General features: G+C 53.4%; 9 protein-coding genes. 2 read left to right on the top strand and 7 right to left on the bottom strand.

Translation table 11 applies throughout. The annotated features are described in order from the left end of the window. Window positions 1–30: 30 nt before the first annotated feature. Both PREMU_RS11060 and PREMU_RS11055 read right to left on the bottom strand, forming a co-directional pair. Window positions 31–1,794, bottom strand: a complete 1,764-nt coding sequence (locus PREMU_RS11060) for a RagB/SusD family nutrient uptake outer membrane protein (RefSeq protein WP_007575373.1) — start codon at window positions 1,792–1,794, stop codon at window positions 31–33. Between the two features lie 26 nt (window positions 1,795–1,820). Next, complete coding sequence (locus tag PREMU_RS11055; protein ID WP_007575371.1) at window positions 1,821–5,051, bottom strand: SusC/RagA family TonB-linked outer membrane protein; 3,231 nt, start codon at window positions 5,049–5,051, stop codon at window positions 1,821–1,823. A 221-nt stretch (window positions 5,052–5,272) separates the two neighbouring features. Here PREMU_RS11055 and PREMU_RS11050 point away from each other — a divergent pair, with 221 nt between their 5' ends. Further along, window positions 5,273–6,184, top strand: coding sequence for a helix-turn-helix domain-containing protein (locus PREMU_RS11050; protein WP_007575369.1), 912 nt, complete (start codon window positions 5,273–5,275; stop codon window positions 6,182–6,184). 201 nt (window positions 6,185–6,385) lie between these two features. On the opposite strand, the gene PREMU_RS11045 is transcribed toward PREMU_RS11050, so the two are convergent. From PREMU_RS11045 to PREMU_RS11030, 4 genes are all read right to left on the bottom strand, one after another. Next, window positions 6,386–8,419, bottom strand: a complete 2,034-nt coding sequence (locus tag PREMU_RS11045; RefSeq protein WP_007575367.1) for a kojibiose hydrolase — start codon at window positions 8,417–8,419, stop codon at window positions 6,386–6,388. Window positions 8,420–8,625: 206 nt separating this feature from the next. Further along, window positions 8,626–10,164: a RagB/SusD family nutrient uptake outer membrane protein gene (locus PREMU_RS11040; protein WP_007575366.1), complete on the bottom strand. Its 1,539-nt coding sequence runs from the start codon at window positions 10,162–10,164 to the stop codon at window positions 8,626–8,628. A 13-nt stretch (window positions 10,165–10,177) separates the two neighbouring features. Beyond that, entirely contained in the window at window positions 10,178–13,165 is a 2,988-nt protein-coding gene (locus PREMU_RS11035) for a SusC/RagA family TonB-linked outer membrane protein (RefSeq protein ID WP_007575363.1), read from the bottom strand. Window positions 13,166–13,238: 73 nt separating this feature from the next. Then, window positions 13,239–14,861 carry a trehalase family glycosidase gene (locus PREMU_RS11030; protein WP_007575361.1) on the bottom strand — a complete coding sequence of 541 codons (1,623 nt, stop codon included), beginning with the start codon at window positions 14,859–14,861 and terminating at the stop codon, window positions 13,239–13,241. A gap of 254 nt (window positions 14,862–15,115) precedes the next feature. Here PREMU_RS11030 and PREMU_RS11025 point away from each other — a divergent pair, with 254 nt between their 5' ends. Then, entirely contained in the window at window positions 15,116–16,744 is a 1,629-nt protein-coding gene (locus PREMU_RS11025; protein WP_007575359.1) for a DUF6377 domain-containing protein, read from the top strand. Between the two features lie 70 nt (window positions 16,745–16,814). On the opposite strand, the gene PREMU_RS11020 is transcribed toward PREMU_RS11025, so the two are convergent. Further along, on the bottom strand, window positions 16,815–17,522 hold the full coding sequence (locus PREMU_RS11020; RefSeq protein ID WP_007575357.1) for an RDD family protein: 708 nt from the start codon (window positions 17,520–17,522) through the stop codon (window positions 16,815–16,817). Window positions 17,523–17,593 lie beyond the last annotated feature (71 nt).

Here is a 17,593-nt window from a genome sequence, read left to right as displayed (position 1 = left end):
GGCTGACCTTTCAAAACAGTTCTTAGGGACTTACCAGTTCGGGTTCTGAACCAGTTTGCGATTGAGTGTCAGCTCTTGCGTTGGGATAGGATACAGCCACCGGCGGTCATCTTGTGTCCATTTGCGTCCGGCATCATCAAGGGCCTTGGAGGCTGCATACTGATAAAGATAGGTCTTTCCATCATACTTTATAGAAGGCCGCGGCGCGCTTCCTGTAAACGTATTGGCAGGGAACTGGCTGATCACGGTAGGCGTAATGCGGATGCCGAACATGGTTTTAGGGTTTTCTAAAAGCTTCATGGCGTTCCAACGCTTCAGGTCATCCATACGGAATCCTTCCGCGATCAACTCAATACGTCGCTCACGGCGTATCTCATACAGCAGCGGACTGACGGCATAACCGTAGTCAACAGGACGGGCGTCAGCCACGGGATTAACGGTCAGATGCGTCATCTCCACACGGTCGCGTAGCTTGTTGATGGTCTTGTCGAGCACGGTCTGTGTACAAGTTCCCGACTCTGCATTGGCCTCAGCATTGATCAGAAGCACCTCGGCATATCGGTACACAAACCAGTCGTATGAACTGTTCCGTGCTTCCTGCTGCTTGGTGTCGGCTGCATGAAACTTCACACACTCATACCCCGTAACACCCTTGCTGGAGCCCACGGTATTCGACAGTTCGTTATGTACGCGTTCGCCGTTGCGCACATAATACGGGCGATGGTTATTGTCTATGATTTGATACATACGTGGATCACGGCCATCCAACTCATCGTCAAGATCCTCATCACCCTTATATCCTGAGCCTGCATTGTAGATCGGCATGCCGTTTTTCATCAGGAACGACTCGGCAAAGTCCTTGCTCAGTCCCGCGCCATGTTCCTGAACTTGCCGCCCGAGTTCGTGGGTCAGCACGTCGGTCTTGTAGAAACGTGCCAGTATGCACTCTTTGTTGTTGCTGAGGTCCTCTTGTGTGAACTGGTCAGAATAGTATAGAGGATAGCCCTCGTAGGCCTGCTGGCTGCATCCGGCATCGGTTCCCTTGACGATATCGTAGCGGCCGGAATCCATGATGGTGTCTGTCTGTGCCTTGGCCAGATGAAGGAGCGCCTCTGAGGTCCATGTTCCGGAGGATGTCTCATGATGGTACTTCTTATAGGTACCATAGTAAAGGGCGATGCGGGCCAGCTCCGTACGTGCGGCATCCTTATTGATACGGCCGCTCTCCGACTGCGTTTTCTCAGGCAGCCACCGCACGGCAAACTGCAGGTCGTCTATGACATGCCCCAACACGACGTCGCGGCTGTCGCGGGCCTTATACAACTCCGTGGTGTCTGACGTCTGTAAATCCTTGTCATACCATGGCACGTCACCAAACTTCTTGATTTTCTCGAAGTAGAGCAATGCACGGAAGAAGCGCACCTCACCGACATATTTGTTAATTTCGGACGCATTGCCCTGCACTTTTGAGTATCTGGTGAGGAAATAGTTACAGCTGCGGATGTCATCCCAATACCATCCATTGTTCGACGAACCTTCTTCAGGCACGGTGGACTCATTGAAAAGATACGGACTGTAATTCGTCGAGACAAAGTTGTCACTCTCTGTATCTAAATCAGGATTCGGGATGCTGAGCAGGCCATACAGGCCGTTGGCATAGAGTTTCAGATCGTTTGGTGATGTCCAATAAGACGCATCTGTGATGGAGTCTATTGGCTTCAGGTCCGTATAGTCATCACAGGCCGCATACAGGCCGGCCATGGCTAATATGAATATATAATTTCTCAGTTTCATAAAAGTAATCGGTTTAGAGGGGTTCATTAGAATGTTAGATTAAGTCCCACCGTGAACTTCCTGTTAATGGGGTATGTCATGGTCCCCAGTGTCTCAGGATCGAAGTCGTCTATGAGTGGTGTAAAGGTAAGCAGGTTCTCACCCTCCACATAAACTCTCATCCGCCCGATGCCCCACTTGCCTGTAATCGCCTTGGGAACGGTGTAGCCTAATGTGAGGTTCTTCAACCGACAGTAGCGTGCATTCTGCAGGTAGCGTGTACAGGTCTGACGGTTACCGCTGTTGGCCCATCCCAAACGCGGGAAGTAGCCGCCGGGGTTGTCCTTGCTCCAATAGTCCAGGTTGTGCTTGAGCGGAGTCTCCCATTCGTCGGAGAAGCCCCAGAAAGCTGCCCCACCGAGCATATAGTCGCGCTTGCCGATGCCCTGCCAGAACATCGAGAAGTCAAACCCCTTATATTCAAATCCGGCCGTAATGCCAAAGGCATAGCGTGGTGTCGTGTTACCTATGATCTTGCGGTCACCAGGATTGGACAGTGTGTTGTTGCCGATGTTGATCTTGTTGTTGTGGTCCAAGTCCTCGTACTTGACATCACCGGCCGACCACTTGCCGCCCCAGAGATAGGACTGGTCGGCAGACTGAGCTTCCGCATCCGTCTGGAACAGACCATTGGAGACATACCCCCAGATATCGCCGAGCTTACAGCCCTTGTAGTAATGTGAGATCAGACCTGTGGGATTGCTGTACTTTGTGATTGTTGACTGATAATCGGAAAGTACACCCTTGATATGGTATGTAAGGCCACATGCCAGCCGGTCATTCCACTCCAACGACAGCTCCCATCCCACAGTCTTCAGGTTGGCTGCGTTCTCCACCGGAACGGCAGCTCCCAGCACGGCAGGAAGCACTTCACCTGAGGTCAGCATGTCTTTGGTGTCACGGCGATACCAGTCGAAGGCGGCGATGAGCCTGTTGTTCAGGAATGTCGCGTCAATGCCCACGTCGAACTGGTTTACTTTCTCCCAGGTGAATGAGGAACTGACGAGTCCTGGCACGGTCACGGCAACGGGCAACGTGCCGTTGAGCAGGGCATTGTAACGGGTATTGATGCCATAAGCTACAAGATAGGGAAAGTTGCTTGATACGGCCTGATTGCCCAGTGATCCATAGGAGACACGGATCTTCAAGTCGTCCCACCAGCTCTTCAATGGCTCAAAGAACTTCTCTTCCGATATGCGCCATGCCGCTGATGCCGACGGGAAGAAGTCGTAGCGGTCACCTTTTCTGAACTTGGAGGACCCGTCGCGGCGCCCGTCTACTTCAAGGAGATATTTGTTATCATAGTTGTAGTTGATGCGCCCGAAGAAACCGTTGACGGCCCACTGGCTTTCCGTTCCGTTGGTCAATATGTCACCCGTTGCTAAGTTGATTGACGGGTTGGTGGCATCAATTAGATTCTTGCGGCCCACATAGTGATATTGCGTATGTTCCTTCTCCTGATTGTATCCGGCCATTATCTTGAAGTTATGCTTCTTCTGACCCAGTGAGAAAGAGTATTCGGCATAGGCATTGAAGGCCTGATAGTAATTGTCCTGATTGGTCAGTGTGACACTGCTCGGATTGGTCCAGGGATAATAATTCTCCGTTCCGGGCACGGCCGTGTAGTCATAGAAATTCTCCACGTGCTGCTTCGAGTGGGCCTCAAAGTGGTTCCAGGTATAGTCGGCATTGATGACAAGGCCCTTGACAGGAGTAAGCTTAACGGCCCCGGTCATCCACAGGTCGTTCTGCTTATAGCGTGCGTTGCCGCCCTGAGCCTGCAGGGCCACAGGATTGGTATAGTTGCCCTGACCTGCATAATGACCATCGGGATGCCTCACAGGCATTAGAGGACTGAGGTCGGCCTTCATCATGCCGCTATAGGCGGAAATGCCGGAATAGGCCGTAGAGTTCATGGCCGTGGTGCCACCTGTAGGATGGAGCTCAGAGGTGTAGGTGTTCGTAATCTTGGCCGAGACGTTCAGCCAGTCGGCAAGATCCGTGCTCACATTGATATTGGCATTGTACTTGTTGTACTTGTCGTTGCCGGCTTTCAGAATACCGCCCTGATCGTTGGCAGCCAATGAGGTATAGTATCTCGTGCGTTCGCTGCCGCCGCTGATGCTGGCATTATAGATCTGCGAGAAGGAAGTTTTGTAGAGTTCGTCCCACCAGTCGGTATTACCGCAGTATCCATACTTGTAGGTGCTGTAGCTGTTGTCGAAGAATACAGGCAAGTCATACGTGCCCTTGAAGTATTTCTCCGCATAGTCGTAGACAAGCTGGTTCTCATAGTGCCCGCTGCCGCCACTGTTCTGATAGGCGATGTCTTTCATCGTCAGATAGTCCATTGAGTTGACGTTATGGGCCTCCACGGCAGGAGCCTGCCAGTAGCCTGTAGCATTGAAGTTAATCACCGGCTTGTTGTTCTTCTTGCCCTTCTTTGTCGTGATGAGAATGACGCCGTAGGCCGCACGCGCCCCGTAGATGGCGGCAGAGGCGGCATCCTTCAGGACTGAGATGGACTCGATGTCGTCAGGGTTCACCAAGTTGGCGTCCATCTGTACATTGTCGACAAGAATCAGGGGGCTGCCGCCATTGAGCGACGTCGTGCCGCGTACGTTGAAAGAGGATCCTGCGCCTGGAGCACCACCGGAGGTCATCGTCACGTTCAGGTTGGGAACAACGCCCTGAAGTCCCTGCCCGATATCGCTGATGGGACGATTTTTCAGAACGTCACCGTTGACCTGCGCCACGGCGCCTGTCAGGTTGGCCTTCTTTTGTGTGCCGTAGCCTACCACGACCACGTCGCCCAGGTTGGTGACATTTGGTTTCAGGGCTATCCGCATCTGGGCTGCTGCGACGGCCTCATAATCAGTGTAACCCACATAAGATACCGTTATTCTGCTACCTGCAGGCACGTCCAATGCAAAGTTACCGTCGATGTCGGTGATCGTTCCGTGCGTGGTTCCCTTGACCTTGACCGTTGCACCTACAACGGGACTTCCGGTCTCGTCAACAACCGTACCCGTCATCTTGATCCTGGTCTGATCAATACTCTTTGACAATGTAATCCCAGAAGCGGTAAGCACTTGCACTTCAGGCATTGCACCGGCCGATGCAATGCCATCTGACGAGGATGCCACAGGGGCACCGGTCAGCGTGGTGGATCCCGCCAAAATGAGTAATGTCAATGATAGACTTTTCTTGTTCTTCATAAATAGGTTTATTAATGAATGATTTTGATAATAATAGAAACGGCTCCGATATATCTCTGATAACAGGGGTATAAGGCTGGCCATCAGTATGCGGCGTTGTTGTCATGTGAAAGAACATATAGGTTTAATGACGTTGCAAAGATATAACGGAATGTGTTAATGGAGATGGAATATATTGCTGATAAATGGTATTATATTGATATTTTGATTATTTTTGCATAATGAACTTGAATATCGAAGACCTACATTTGATTACGCTGAATATCGGTTATTCAGAGCAAGATGGGGACTGGAACTGGCCAAAGGTAAGAAGCCCGTTCGGCAGGCTCTACTGTGTCACTGAAGGGAGTGCAAAAATAGCATTCAAGGAAAAGGAAGTTGTCCTCCGCCCGGGATATCTTTATTTCATTCCTCCGTTCACCCTCCATGACGAGATTTCTGACGGGAGGTTCAATCACTACTATCTTCACATTTACGAGCAGCCGGGCTCCAACTTCCGTTTTCTGGAAGAGTTGGAATATCCTGTTGAGGTAGAGGCTAAACAATACGACATCGAGCTCTTCAGGCGACTCGTCGTGATCAATCCCAAACTCAGGTTGTCGATCACCAATCCGGATATGTATGACAATCAGTCCACCCTGCTTCAGAACATTGGAACGAGTATGCAAGGCCACTTTTCTGACAAGACCGAGTCGCGCGGCATTATACTCATCCTGATCTCAAGGTTTCTGGAGAAAGCCCACTTTAAGCATGATGCCATTGACAGACGGATACAGCATGTGATTACCTATATACATCAGGGACATGAGGAATCCTTTAAGTTAGGGAAACTCGCTGACATAGCCTGTATGTCCGAGGCTCATTTCATTCGCGTATTCAAGCAGCAGATGGGCATTACGCCCAATGCCTACATTATCAGTTATAAAATAGAACTGGCCCAGATTCTGCTCGTTACCACCGATCTTCCCGTGAAGGAGATTGCCGACAAGCTTGGTTACTACGACAGCTCTTATTTTAACAGGCTGTTCAGGAAAATGGTAGGCAAGTCGCCCTTAGAATACAGGAGAAACAGTTCTCCAGAAAGAAACAGAAGCTGTAGACGTCATAGGGGCACTACTTCCAATACGGGGTGAACAGGCAAAAAACTCATATTTTTTGAATTTGTTTCGTGTATGCATCATCGTTGGGCAGGATTGCTGTGGCAATGCGATAACGGCGTAGAGGCAATGCGATAACGGCGTAGAGGCGATGCGATAACGGCGTAGAGGCAATGCGACTAAAGTGTAGACGCGTTGCGACAGAAGTGCAGTCGCAACGCGTCAAAGAGAAAGGTCTTATTTTCTTGATGTATTCTCCACGGTGAACGTTTTTCCTTCCGGTCCGACGTTGGTGATGGTCAGCTTCCGCCAGTGGCGTGGCAGCACGGACGGTACCTGTGTGAGGCTGCCGGCGTCGTAGGAGATGTCGATGCCGCCAAATCCCATCAGCATGGCTTGAAGCACGCCGCCGGCTCCCGTGATGAAATAAGGATTGGTGCCTCCCTTGCATTCAGCGATGACGCCGAAGGGCGGCAATTGATTGGGCCGGTAGCTGTCTTTGAAGTAGTGCCAGGCGAGGTCGGCATTGCCTAACCGCGCATAGAGCAGGGCAAACATAGCCTGCGTCATGGCCGGCGTGTCTTTCTCGGGCACACGACGGGCATAGTAGGCCAGGTCGGTCTCCGTCTGTTGGCGGTCGGTGATGAGTTTCAGGGGGAAGGCGAGCAGGTTGACGTCGGCCTGCTTGATGTCTTCACCGTGATAGGCGGCATGCTCCATGGTCACGCCGTCCTTGACGATGAACACCAGGCTGTCGGCCACATGCTGCCATTCGGGGCGGCTGTCAAGTCTGAGAATCCGTGCGGCCTTGATGGCTGAGAGCAGATTCTGCCGTGCGGCGCCGTTGGTGAAGGCGTTGTCGTCGACGTTCTCGGCCCACTCATCGGCCGCTACCACGTTGTTGATGTGGTAGCCGTCGGCTGCCTTCTCCACACGGCTGACCCAGAAGTCGGCCGTCTGACAGAGTATCGGCCAAGCTTCCTGCCGCAGGTAGTCAGCATCGTGCATGACGCAGTAGTACTGCCAAGCTGCCAAGGCCACGCAGGCTGAGATATGGTGCTCGTAGGGTCCGGTGAGGGCGGTGACGGGAGTGTCCTCGAAGCCTGTGTCGGCACTCTCCCACGGGAACATCGCGCCGCGGTAGCCGTGGATGAACGCGTAGCGGCGGGCGGTGGCGAGGCGGTCATAGCGGTAGTCAACCATCGACCGGGCATGGTCGGGCTGCAACAGAAGCAGCGGGGGAAACATCCAGGTGTCGGCATCCCAGAAGACATGGCCGTTGTAGCCGTTGCCTGAGAGACCCATGGGCGAGACGCTCATGCGCGAGTGGGGGCGCAGAAAGGCATAGAGATGGTACATCATGGCGTGGATGTCCTGCTGTGACTGCGGGTCGCCGTCAATCTGTATGTCGCTCTTCCACAGTCCGCCCCAGAGGGCAAGGTGCCGCGCGACGATTCTGTCCACACCGTCGAGCTGGCAGGTGATGGCCATGCGCTTGACCTCATTGATAGGGTCAGAGTGATGGGCTGTGGACATGGTGGAGCCGGCTACGACGAAACGCCAGGCCTGTCCTTTCTTCAGACTGTGGCTGAACTGCTGGGCGATGCCGCCGGTGATGTTTTCTGCCGTGATGTTCGGACGCGCGTTGTCTGCGGGGAAGAGAAACTCAGAGCAGGCGGCGATGGTCAGCTTGCCCGTGGGACTCTGTGCTTCGGTGGACATCAGGCGGAACTCCTTGCCGTTGACGTCGAAGGGCTGGAAGTGCGGCTTGGGCGACTGGTAGGCTTCGGGGAGCAGCTGCTTGTTTACCGCGCGGATGGTGATGTCGGAGAGCGGCTTAATGTCCACGGTCATCATGCCGCAGAAGGGCAGCTGCTGCAGGGCGTAGACGGTGTAGGTCACCTGAGCCTTTCCCTTGAGTGTGAAGATGCCGCGGAAGGCAGAGTGCCGCATGTCGAGCGTCTGTCGGTAGTCGGTGATGGTGGCGTTGTCGATGAATGTGCCGTCGATGTAGAGATCGGTGTCGAGAAAGTTGAACCCTGCAAGGAAGTTGCTCACTTCGCCGCGCCCGAATTTGTCGTAACTTCCGGCCAGCACCACGTTGCTGGTCTTCAGCGGCTTAGGGCTGGACACGATGCCCAACATGCCGTTGGCCACCGTCTCGCCGTAATAGTTGGATGGGTCGATGTGGCGGGCTTCTATGTTCCAGGGGTCCTGTGCCAGGGCGGTGAGCCATGGGAGGCAGGAGAGGAGGATGAGTAGATGTTTCATGGTTGCTGTTTTATAGTGTGCGATATTCAATGGTGTTTTCTTTTCCTTTGAGCGTGATGACGCTGTCTGGTGTCGTGGTCAGCGTGCCGTTGACCTTGGCTTGCCGGATGTCTTTAGGGAGATGGAACGTCTGTGCATCATGGAAATGAAGGGGGAGGACGTGCCAAATGGTTGTCTTTGACGCGTCCCTCCGGTGTTGGTATGGGTTAATAACCAGGGTTTTGCTGCAGCTCGTCGTTGGCTTCCCGTGCCGTGTTGGGGATGGGCAACAGAATGCGGGTCTCATTGCAAGCCTCCACATTCTGCCGTGCCTCGCAGTAGTGACCGAAGCGCACTGCGTCGTCGCGGCTCCACGCACCGTCCCAGTAGAACTCGAAACTGCGCTCGGCGAAGAACTTGTCAAGGGTGAGCTCGGCAGCCGTGTACTCTTTCACGCCTCGAATCTTGCGGATAGTGTTGATGTCCTGCAGAGCGCCTGCAGTGTCGCCTTTGCGCAGCTTGGCCTCGCCGCGCAACAGGTAGAAGTCGCTGTAGCGGAAGAACATCACGTCGTTGTCGCTGCCTGAGCCGTAGGTGTAGTCGGGGTTGGGCGCGTATCTGACCAGTCGCACGCCCTGTGCCTCGTTGGAGTTCTCCACGCTGAAGTCACGTGTGAAGATCAGCGGATTGCCCTGACGATCCTTGAGCGGATGGCCCTGGCGGTCGTACTGCTGTCCTTCGATGATGCCGAGGTTGAAGCCTGTCTGCGCCTTGAGGCGGTCGTCCTTGTAGCGGGGATCCGCAGGGTCCCAACGCTTGAGGAAGTCGGATGTGGTGCATGCGCCGTTCCAGAAGGAGGTGAAGTTGTTGAAAGTCATGTTGTAATGTAGGGTGACGTTGAGCCAGGAGTTGCCGGAGATGCCGGCCTTCTGGTCATAGATGATGGGCAGCACGGCTTCGGTCTGGTCGGCGTACTTGGCGTTGTCGCTGAGGTAGAGCTTCCAGATGTCGTCGGCGAGCTTGTATTTTCCGGAGTTGATGACCTCGTTGCAGAGGCTGATAACCTCATCATACTTGCCCTCTTTGGTTCCGGTGAAGATGCCGTAGTCCATGTAGACGTGTGCTAAGAGCTGCTGTGCGGCGGCTTTGGTGATGCGGCCGTAAGGCACCTCGCCCTTCTGTTTGAGGCTGGGAATGACGTCGGTGAGCTCCTTGATGATACGCTCTGTGGCGGCCGCGCGGTTGAGAATCTGCGGCTTGGTCTTGTAGTCGGTCTCATGGCTCTCACGCATGGGGAAGTGTCCGAAATAGTTGGTGAGATAGAACATGTGCAGGGTGCGGATAAACTTCACTTCGTTGGTGTAGTTCTTCACGTCTTCCGTCTGTTCGAGGGCGTTGAGATAGTTGAGCGCGAGGTTTGACCTGGTGATGCCTTCCAACAGGTCGTTCCATGCCTGCCTGACGATGGTGTTCTCCGCATCGTAGGTGTGATGGAAGACGTCGCGGTTGTTCTTGTCGTTCCAGTCGGAGCCGCGGGTGGGATAACAGCACTCGTCAGTGGTCACCTCCGTGATTCTCCAAACACTGCCCTCGCTCATCAGGTTTCTGATGGAGGCGTAGGCAGGCGCGGCCAGCATGGCCGCATTGTCCTTGTTGTTGACAATGGTGGAGTTGTCCTGCTCGTTGAGCACTTTCTCCGCCAGATCTGAGCAACCCGTAAACATCATTCCCATGGCCAGGGCTGCGGCCAAATATATCTTTTTCATAGTGATATCGCATTTAGAAGTTAATGGATGCGCCGAGCGTGAAGCTGCGTGCCTTGGGATAGTTGGTCCATCCCACACCGATGGCAGGAATGCCGTCGGTCACGCGGTAAGTGTCCACCTCCGGATCGTAGCCTGAATAGCTGGTGATGCAGAACAGGTTGTTGCCAGTGAGGGAGAGAGTGATGCCCTTGACCCAGTTGTTGGGCTTGATGGGGAGCCGGTAGCTCAGCTGCGCGTTGGCCAGGCGGAGGAAAGAGCCGTCCTCGATGAAGCGGTCGCTGTAGTCGAGAGGATTGTCCATGGCCTCGGGCGACTGTGATGCTTTCTTGGTGATGTTGAAACCGGAATCGAACACTGTGGCGTCACCGATGACGTTGTTGAGGTTGTTGTAGATGTCCTGTCCGAACATGCCGTTGAAGTTCAGTGCTAACGTCCAGTCCTTATAGGCGAGTGTGGTGTTGAAGTTGAGCGTGAAATCGGGTTGTGCGTTTCCGATGACACGGTTGACGATGTTGCCGTCCTTGTCTTTCTCATATATGCTGTATCCCTTCTCGTCGAAGCCGAGGAAGTGTGGTCCCCAGAAGGTACCGAGTGGCTGGTCGCTCATGATGTGCTGGATGGGCGCGCTGAAGCCTGGGCCGCTGGGATAGCCGACGGAGATGTACGACATGGGTAGTCCCTTCACCTCATTATGGTTGGTGGCGAAGTTCACGCCTACGCTCCAGCTGAGGTCTTTCGTGCGGATGATGTCAGCATTGAGAGTGACCTCGAAGCCGCGGTTGATAATGTGCATGCCGTCGACGTTGCTCCACATTGTTGTCGTAGGTGCCGGAGCGATGGAGTAGACCTGCAGCAGTACGTTGCGGGTGGTCTTGTTGTACCAGTCGATGCTTCCGGTGAGGCGGTTGTTGAAGAAGCCGAAGTCAAGGCCGATGTTGAACTGGCCTGTACTCTCCCATTTGAGGTCGGGATTGGGTGTACGTGTCAGTGTGATGCCCGTTGTGGGTGTGCCGGAACCGTCGAGGAAGGCGCCGGTGACAGTGCCGAGTTTCATCTGAGAGATACGGTCGGGAATCTCCTGGTTGCCGGTGACGCCATAGCCGATGCGGAACTTCAGGTTGCTGAACACGTTGAGGTCGCGGATGAACTGCTCCTCACTCATGCGCCAAGCCAAGGCCACGGAGGGGAAGAAGCCGTACTTGTTGTTCTCACCGAAGCGGGTGGAACCGTCCCAACGGAAGTTGGCAGTGAGCAGGTACTTCTCCATGAGATTGTAGTTGATGCGGCCGTAGAACGACTGCAGCTCATGCTCCAGGATGTCGGAGTTGCCGCTGATGTTGTTGTAGTTGCCGTATTTCAGGTCATTCAGATAGTCCACGTTCTTCACGTTGAAACCGTTCTCGCTCATGCTGTACCAGTAGTCGTGATACTTCTGATAGGAGTGACCGGCGAGCAGGTTGAAGGAGTGAGCCTTGCCCACTTTGAAGTCGTAGGTGAAATAGTTCTCAATGAGATAGTTCTTCGACTCCACATTATTAATATATGCCTCACCGCCTGACGGCATGTAGACCAACTCTTGGTTCTGCGTGATGCGCCGGCTTGTCTTCATGCGGTCGAGTGCATAGCTGAACTTGTATTTCAGTCCTTTCACAATGTCTACTGTGGCTGCGATGTTGGCCAGGATGCGGTCGGTCTGCGTCTCGTCGTTGGTGAGGTTGAGCATAGCGACGGGATTGCGCACGTTGGAAGAGTTCTGATAGTAAGTACCGTCCTCGTTGTAGATGGGGAAGGTGGGGTTGAGCTTGAGTGCTGAGAGCAAGAGGTCGCCCTCGTAGCCGCCGCTCTCACCTAAGGGCGCCCTGTTTTGCACGACACGGCTGTCGGTGACACTTCCCTCGAAATGCACGCGGTTATTGAGCAGGTACTGATGGGCATAGAAGCGTGCGGTGTATTTCTTCATGCCGGTGGTCTTGATGATGCCGTCGTTGCTCTGTATGTTACCGGAGGCGCGATAGCCGCCATCGGCATTGCCGCCTGAGATGGAGAGATTGTGCTCATGTGAGTAGGCAGTGCGGAAGAGTTCGTCCTGCCAGTCGGTATTGTGGTTGAGGTCTGTGATGCCCACATTCTTCGCCTTGGCGAACGCGCGGTACTCATCGGCGTTGAGCAGGCTGAGCTTCTTGGGCAGTGAGGAGACGCTCACGGAGCCGGAATAGTTGACTTGAGCTTTGCCCTGTGTGTTCTTCTTGGTAGTGATGAGCACCACGCCGTTGGCTGCGCGCGAGCCGTAGATGGCCGATGCGGAGGCGTCCTTGAGCACGGTGATGGTCTCGATGTCGTCGGCGTTGATGTAGTTCAGCGGGTTGGTGAAGCTGGAGCTGCCCACACCCGTGATACTTCCGCCACCGGCTTGTAGATCAGTGGAGGCATCGAGTGGCACGCCGTCGATGACATAGAGCGGGTCCTGACCCGACCGGATGGAGTTGCTGCCGCGTACGCGTACCGTCACGCCGCCACCGGGCTCTCCACCATTGGAGGTGATGTTGACGCCGGCCGTGCGGCCTTGCAGCAGGTCGGAGGGTGAGGTCACCAAGCCCTTGTTGAAGTCTTTAGACTGCAGGTCGCTGACAGAGCCCGTGAGGTCACTCTTCTTCATGGTGCCGTAGCCCACGACCACGATCTCGTTGAGCTGGTTGTTTTCTTCGGTAAGGGTGACATTGATTTTCGTGCGGTTGTTGACGGCTATCTCCTGTGAGGAAAAGCCGATGTAGGAGACAACAAGGGTGGCATTGCCCTTGATGTTGTCAAGGGTGAAGTTACCGTCAATGTCGGTCACGGTTCCCATGCTGCTGCCTTTCACAAGCACGCTCGCTCCGATGACAGGCTCACCGTTCTGGTCCTTGACGGTGCCTCCCACCTTTGACTGTGCAGACACAGACAATTGACAAAGAATGGTTGCGACAAAAAGCAGGATTCTTTTTGTAAATGTAGTTTGCTGCATAAAGTTGTTATTTTTAGGTTTGTGATGTTGTCGTATTTGTGTGTCAGCGGTGCCGTTGGTGAAGGCGTTGCGGTTATGGGCCTTTCTCCATAGCCCTGTACACACCGTTGGTCCATCCGAATCCGGTTTGGTTCTCGTATTCGCCGCCGCCGGTGAGGTCTTGTCGCTCCACGTCGTATTTCTCTAACAGTTTGCCGGTCTTGCTGAACACCTTGCTGCAGGTCTCCATCCACCGTTTGCGGAGCGTGCCGGCGGTGGCACGGCGGCCATAGTGTTGCAATCCCTTGTAGACGATCCACTGCAGCGGTGCCCAGCCGTTGGGGGCGTCCCATTGTTGTCCGGTATGGGCGAGTGTAGTGACGACTCCGCCTTTCTTGAGGAACTTCTCTTTGATGGTCTTCTCTGTGCGCAATGCCTGCTGCCGTGTTGCCACACCGCAGTAGAGGGGATAGGCTCCGGCGAGCGAAAGCTGTGGCGACTGCTGCCGGCTGCTGAGGAGGTAGTCGGTGAAGAAGCCTTCGCCGGCCGACCACATATATTCTCTGATGGCTTTGACTCTCATCTTGGCGGCGTTCGCGAAGCGCGTGGCTGAGGTCTTGTCGCCTGTGAGGCGATAGCCACGGGCAATCGTCATCTCAAGATGGACAAGGAGACAGTTTAGGTCTACGGGCACGATGTCAGTCGTCTGAATGGTGTAGAGGTTGCGGCCATCGGCCATCCACCGGCTGCTGAAATCGTATCCGCTCTCTGCCGCCGCACGGAGGTTGCGGTAGAGCTGTTGAATGTCGGCTTGCGGGTTCTTTTCTCTTAATAGTTCTGCTTGCTCCACATCGTTGCGCCAGGCCTCTTCGCGCGGAGTGTTGTAGTTGTCATAATACCGGTTGAGGATTTCGCCTTCAGGCATCCGTACAACGCGGAGTGAGCATGGATGGCTTTCAGAGATTGCGTCAGCACCTTTCATCCAGAACTGATATTCCGCGACCATGTCGGGCAGGTAGTGCATCAGGATGCTGTCGCCATATTTTACTGCGGCATCCTCTACCATGAACGAGAAGAATGGCGGCTGCGAACGACCGAGATAATAGGTACGCATGCCGTTAGGGATGAAGCCAAACTGGCGGATGCAGTCGGAGAAGTTCTCCAACATGGAGAGTACAAGGTCGTGCTCATTGTCGGCTAACATGCCGAGCATGGAGAAATAGCTGTCCCAGTAGTACATCTCGCGGAAGCGGCCGCCGGGCACAAAATAGGGGTGCCGCATGATGATGCGTGTGCCGGGCTCTACCGTATCGGCAGGACAGGAGAGAAAATGCCACAACTCGCGGATGGTGGTGTGGATGTTGGTCTTCTCTGTGAATTTCTTCTCTATGAGAGTGGGAAGGATGAAATGGCTGGTAATAAACGTGGCAAGGTTGACGGTGTCCATGCGGCAGTAGTCCGCCAATATCGTGTTGGCGTCATACCGTGGCACGGCATCGGCAAAGCTCTTCGATTCGCTTAGCAGTTTGTTGGGACCGAAAAGACTGTCGGCTGACATCACATCCTTATATAAGCGTCCATAGAGCTGGATGGGCCTTTCATAGCTGGTGACAGGCTTGGCAAGGGCAAGCGCAGTGACATTACGGCTTTGAGCCATGGCTGTGAAACAGCTTGCCATGGTCAGGATGAAGGTCAGGATGGTCGGTACATTTCCCATATTCAACTTTGCGCTATTGGTTTTGAATGATATCGCAAAGTTAGGCAAATTAGGTTGACGTCTGTCAAGTAAGGAACAACTAAGTAGATGTGTTATTTGATGCATATGTATAAATGATTGGTATATAGTGTCCTAAAATATTGTCACGATAAGGCAAAGGAGAATATAAAAAACATGGGAATATTATATTTTCTTGCTATTTATGGTCCTCAGCAAACTATTCTTCGTACCTTTGCAGCATAAAACCGGAGCTTATGAAACGGGTATTCCTTATCGTCTTTCTTTTGGGACTTTGTGTGTCAATACAGGCAGACAATAGCCGTTATTTTGATATGCTGACCCGTGAGATGGAGAAAAGTTACGTCTACAGTGACAAAAAGGAAAAGCAGCTCGGGGAATTGCGGTCCGCCTTGCGTTACAGTAGTTATCACGAAATGCTCACGCGATTGGAGCTCTGCGACCGTCTGTTCCAGGTCTATTACGACTTCCAATACGATTCCGCGATGATGTACATCCGTCGCGGTCTGGAGTTGGCAAGACGAGTGCATAACCGTCATTATGAGGTGCTGAACTTGATGCACCGAGGCCTGTTGCTGTCGCTTGCCGGCTTTTTCGGTGAGGGGATGTCGTGTATCCATCAGGCCGACTCTATCGGTATTCCTCAGGATTTGCAGCGGGAATACTGGAATGTAAGGTATCTGTTTGCTACTTTCCAGAATGATTACGACCGCGACAGTGAGTTTTCACACAGGATGGAGCCCGAGGTGCTGAATGCGCTCAATCACGCTATGGCGCATACTCCGCGCTATCGTAAGATATATCCGTTCTATCGGGCCTTGTATTTTCAGTATTTGGGAAAGACCTCAACGGCAGTCTCGCTTTGGGAGCGTGTCGTGAAGACGTTCCGGTACGGCGACGCGCTATATGCGCAAAGTGCCTACAACCTGGCAGTCTGTTACCAGCAGTTAGGCAAGGATGAGCTCTATGAGCGCTGGCTGATACAATCGGCTATCGGTGACATACGTTGCGCCACACGGCAGAATGCTGCAATGGAGATGCTGGCCATTCATACTTTTAAGAAACCCGGAAGGCAGATCAGGCTGGCTGAAAAGTTCGTCGACTTCTCCCTGCATGATGCTGAGGCTTATAACAGCCGCCTGCGCAAACTGGGTGTGGCGCGAAGCTGGCCATCCATCATCGGGGCTTACCAGCAGATGCTCACGCAGAGCAACCGGACCCTGCGCCTGATTCTTACCGGAATGACTGTGCTCTTGATCGGCGTTTTCCTGCTCACCTATTTTCTCTATCGGCAGAACAAGAAGCTGAATGACAACAGGTGCAGTTTGAGAAAAAGTAATGAGAATCTTGACTTGCTCAACATCGAGATAGAGGAAAAGAACCGTCAGTTGCTTGATGTCAATGCCAAGCGGGAAGGGTTAGCAAAGGTGTATATCGACTTGTGCGAAAAATACATAGAGCGTTTTCATAGCTTTAAGACATTGGTAAACAGGAAGATAAAATCGAACCAAGTGCGTGACCTGCAGAGCAAGCTATCGGGGTCGGAGCTGTCGAAGGAAGAGGCGGAAAGCTTCCTGCGACATTTCGACAAGGCATTCTTGCAGTTGTACCCGACTTTTGTGACAGAGTTCAACGCGCTGTTGCGCCCAGATGCGCAGATTCTCTTGTCCGATGAACTGGCGTTGACATCAGAATTACGTATCGGGGCACTTATCCGGTTGGGCGTAAGAGACTCATCCGAGATGGCTAACCTGCTTTTCTATTCACCGCAGACCATCTATAATTATCGTTGGTCGCTGAAGAGCAAGGCTGTCAACAAGGACTGCTTTGAGGAAGATGTACGGCGGTTGTGCCGCTTCAAATGACAATAAGAGGTGATGCCGCCAGTTTCTTTCTGTTTTTATTATGGTCTTTCTGAAAAGGGCAAACCGGCCATCAGTGCAGCGTATAGTACTGGTAGTCGTTGAGAATAGTGGTGAGAAACTGTGCCTTGTCACCCGTCGGGTTGACCTGCAGGAAGCGGCTTACTTTTCCAGCGAGCCTGCCCACCTGCCCCTCGTCGTAGCCCGCCGGCGCATAGAGCGTGCGGCGGATGAGGTCGGCCTGGCCGTCGCTGAGCTGCATGGCCTGTGGATAGACCGGACGGTAGTTGGGTGAGAGGTAATAGAAATTGTCGAGCGCCTCGTGCCATTTCTTATAACTCTCTTCCTTGATAACCATGGTACCGGCCGCCATGTCGCCAAAACGCTGATGGCGTGCCGTAAGGAGAATGGGCAGCACGCCGATGCACAACACGCCGATGTCCACCCATAGGAAGACCCAGCGGAGAAGCAGCTGACCGATGGTGGGGCGCGTACCGTCGGCCGAGATGACGCGCATGTGGCAGAAGAACTTCCCGATGGACTGTCCGCGGAAGAAATACTCGCAGATCAACGGGTAGCTCAGACAAGGCACGATGATAAAGGCAATGAGCACGAAGTTGGCAAGCTTCTCCGGTATCAAGGACATGGCGGAAGTGGTGAGAAAGACGTAGGTGCTGATGAGGAGCATGTCGGTAGTCATGGCAGAGAAGCGGTCGCCTAAGCTCGCCGCTGTTTGCCGGATGCGAACATATTGTCCCGTGATGATGTCTGTATTGCTCATTTTTCCAGTTTTATGTTGCAAAAGTAGCGACTTTTTATTAATTTTGCGGCATTAAAGACAAAAAAACTGAC

The sequence above is a fragment of the Hallella multisaccharivorax DSM 17128 genome (assembly GCF_000218235.1).
GTDB lineage: Bacteria > Bacteroidota > Bacteroidia > Bacteroidales > Bacteroidaceae > Prevotella > Prevotella multisaccharivorax.
Note: the sequence above shows the minus strand (reverse complement) of the source record. Positions and strands in the feature narration are given on the sequence as shown.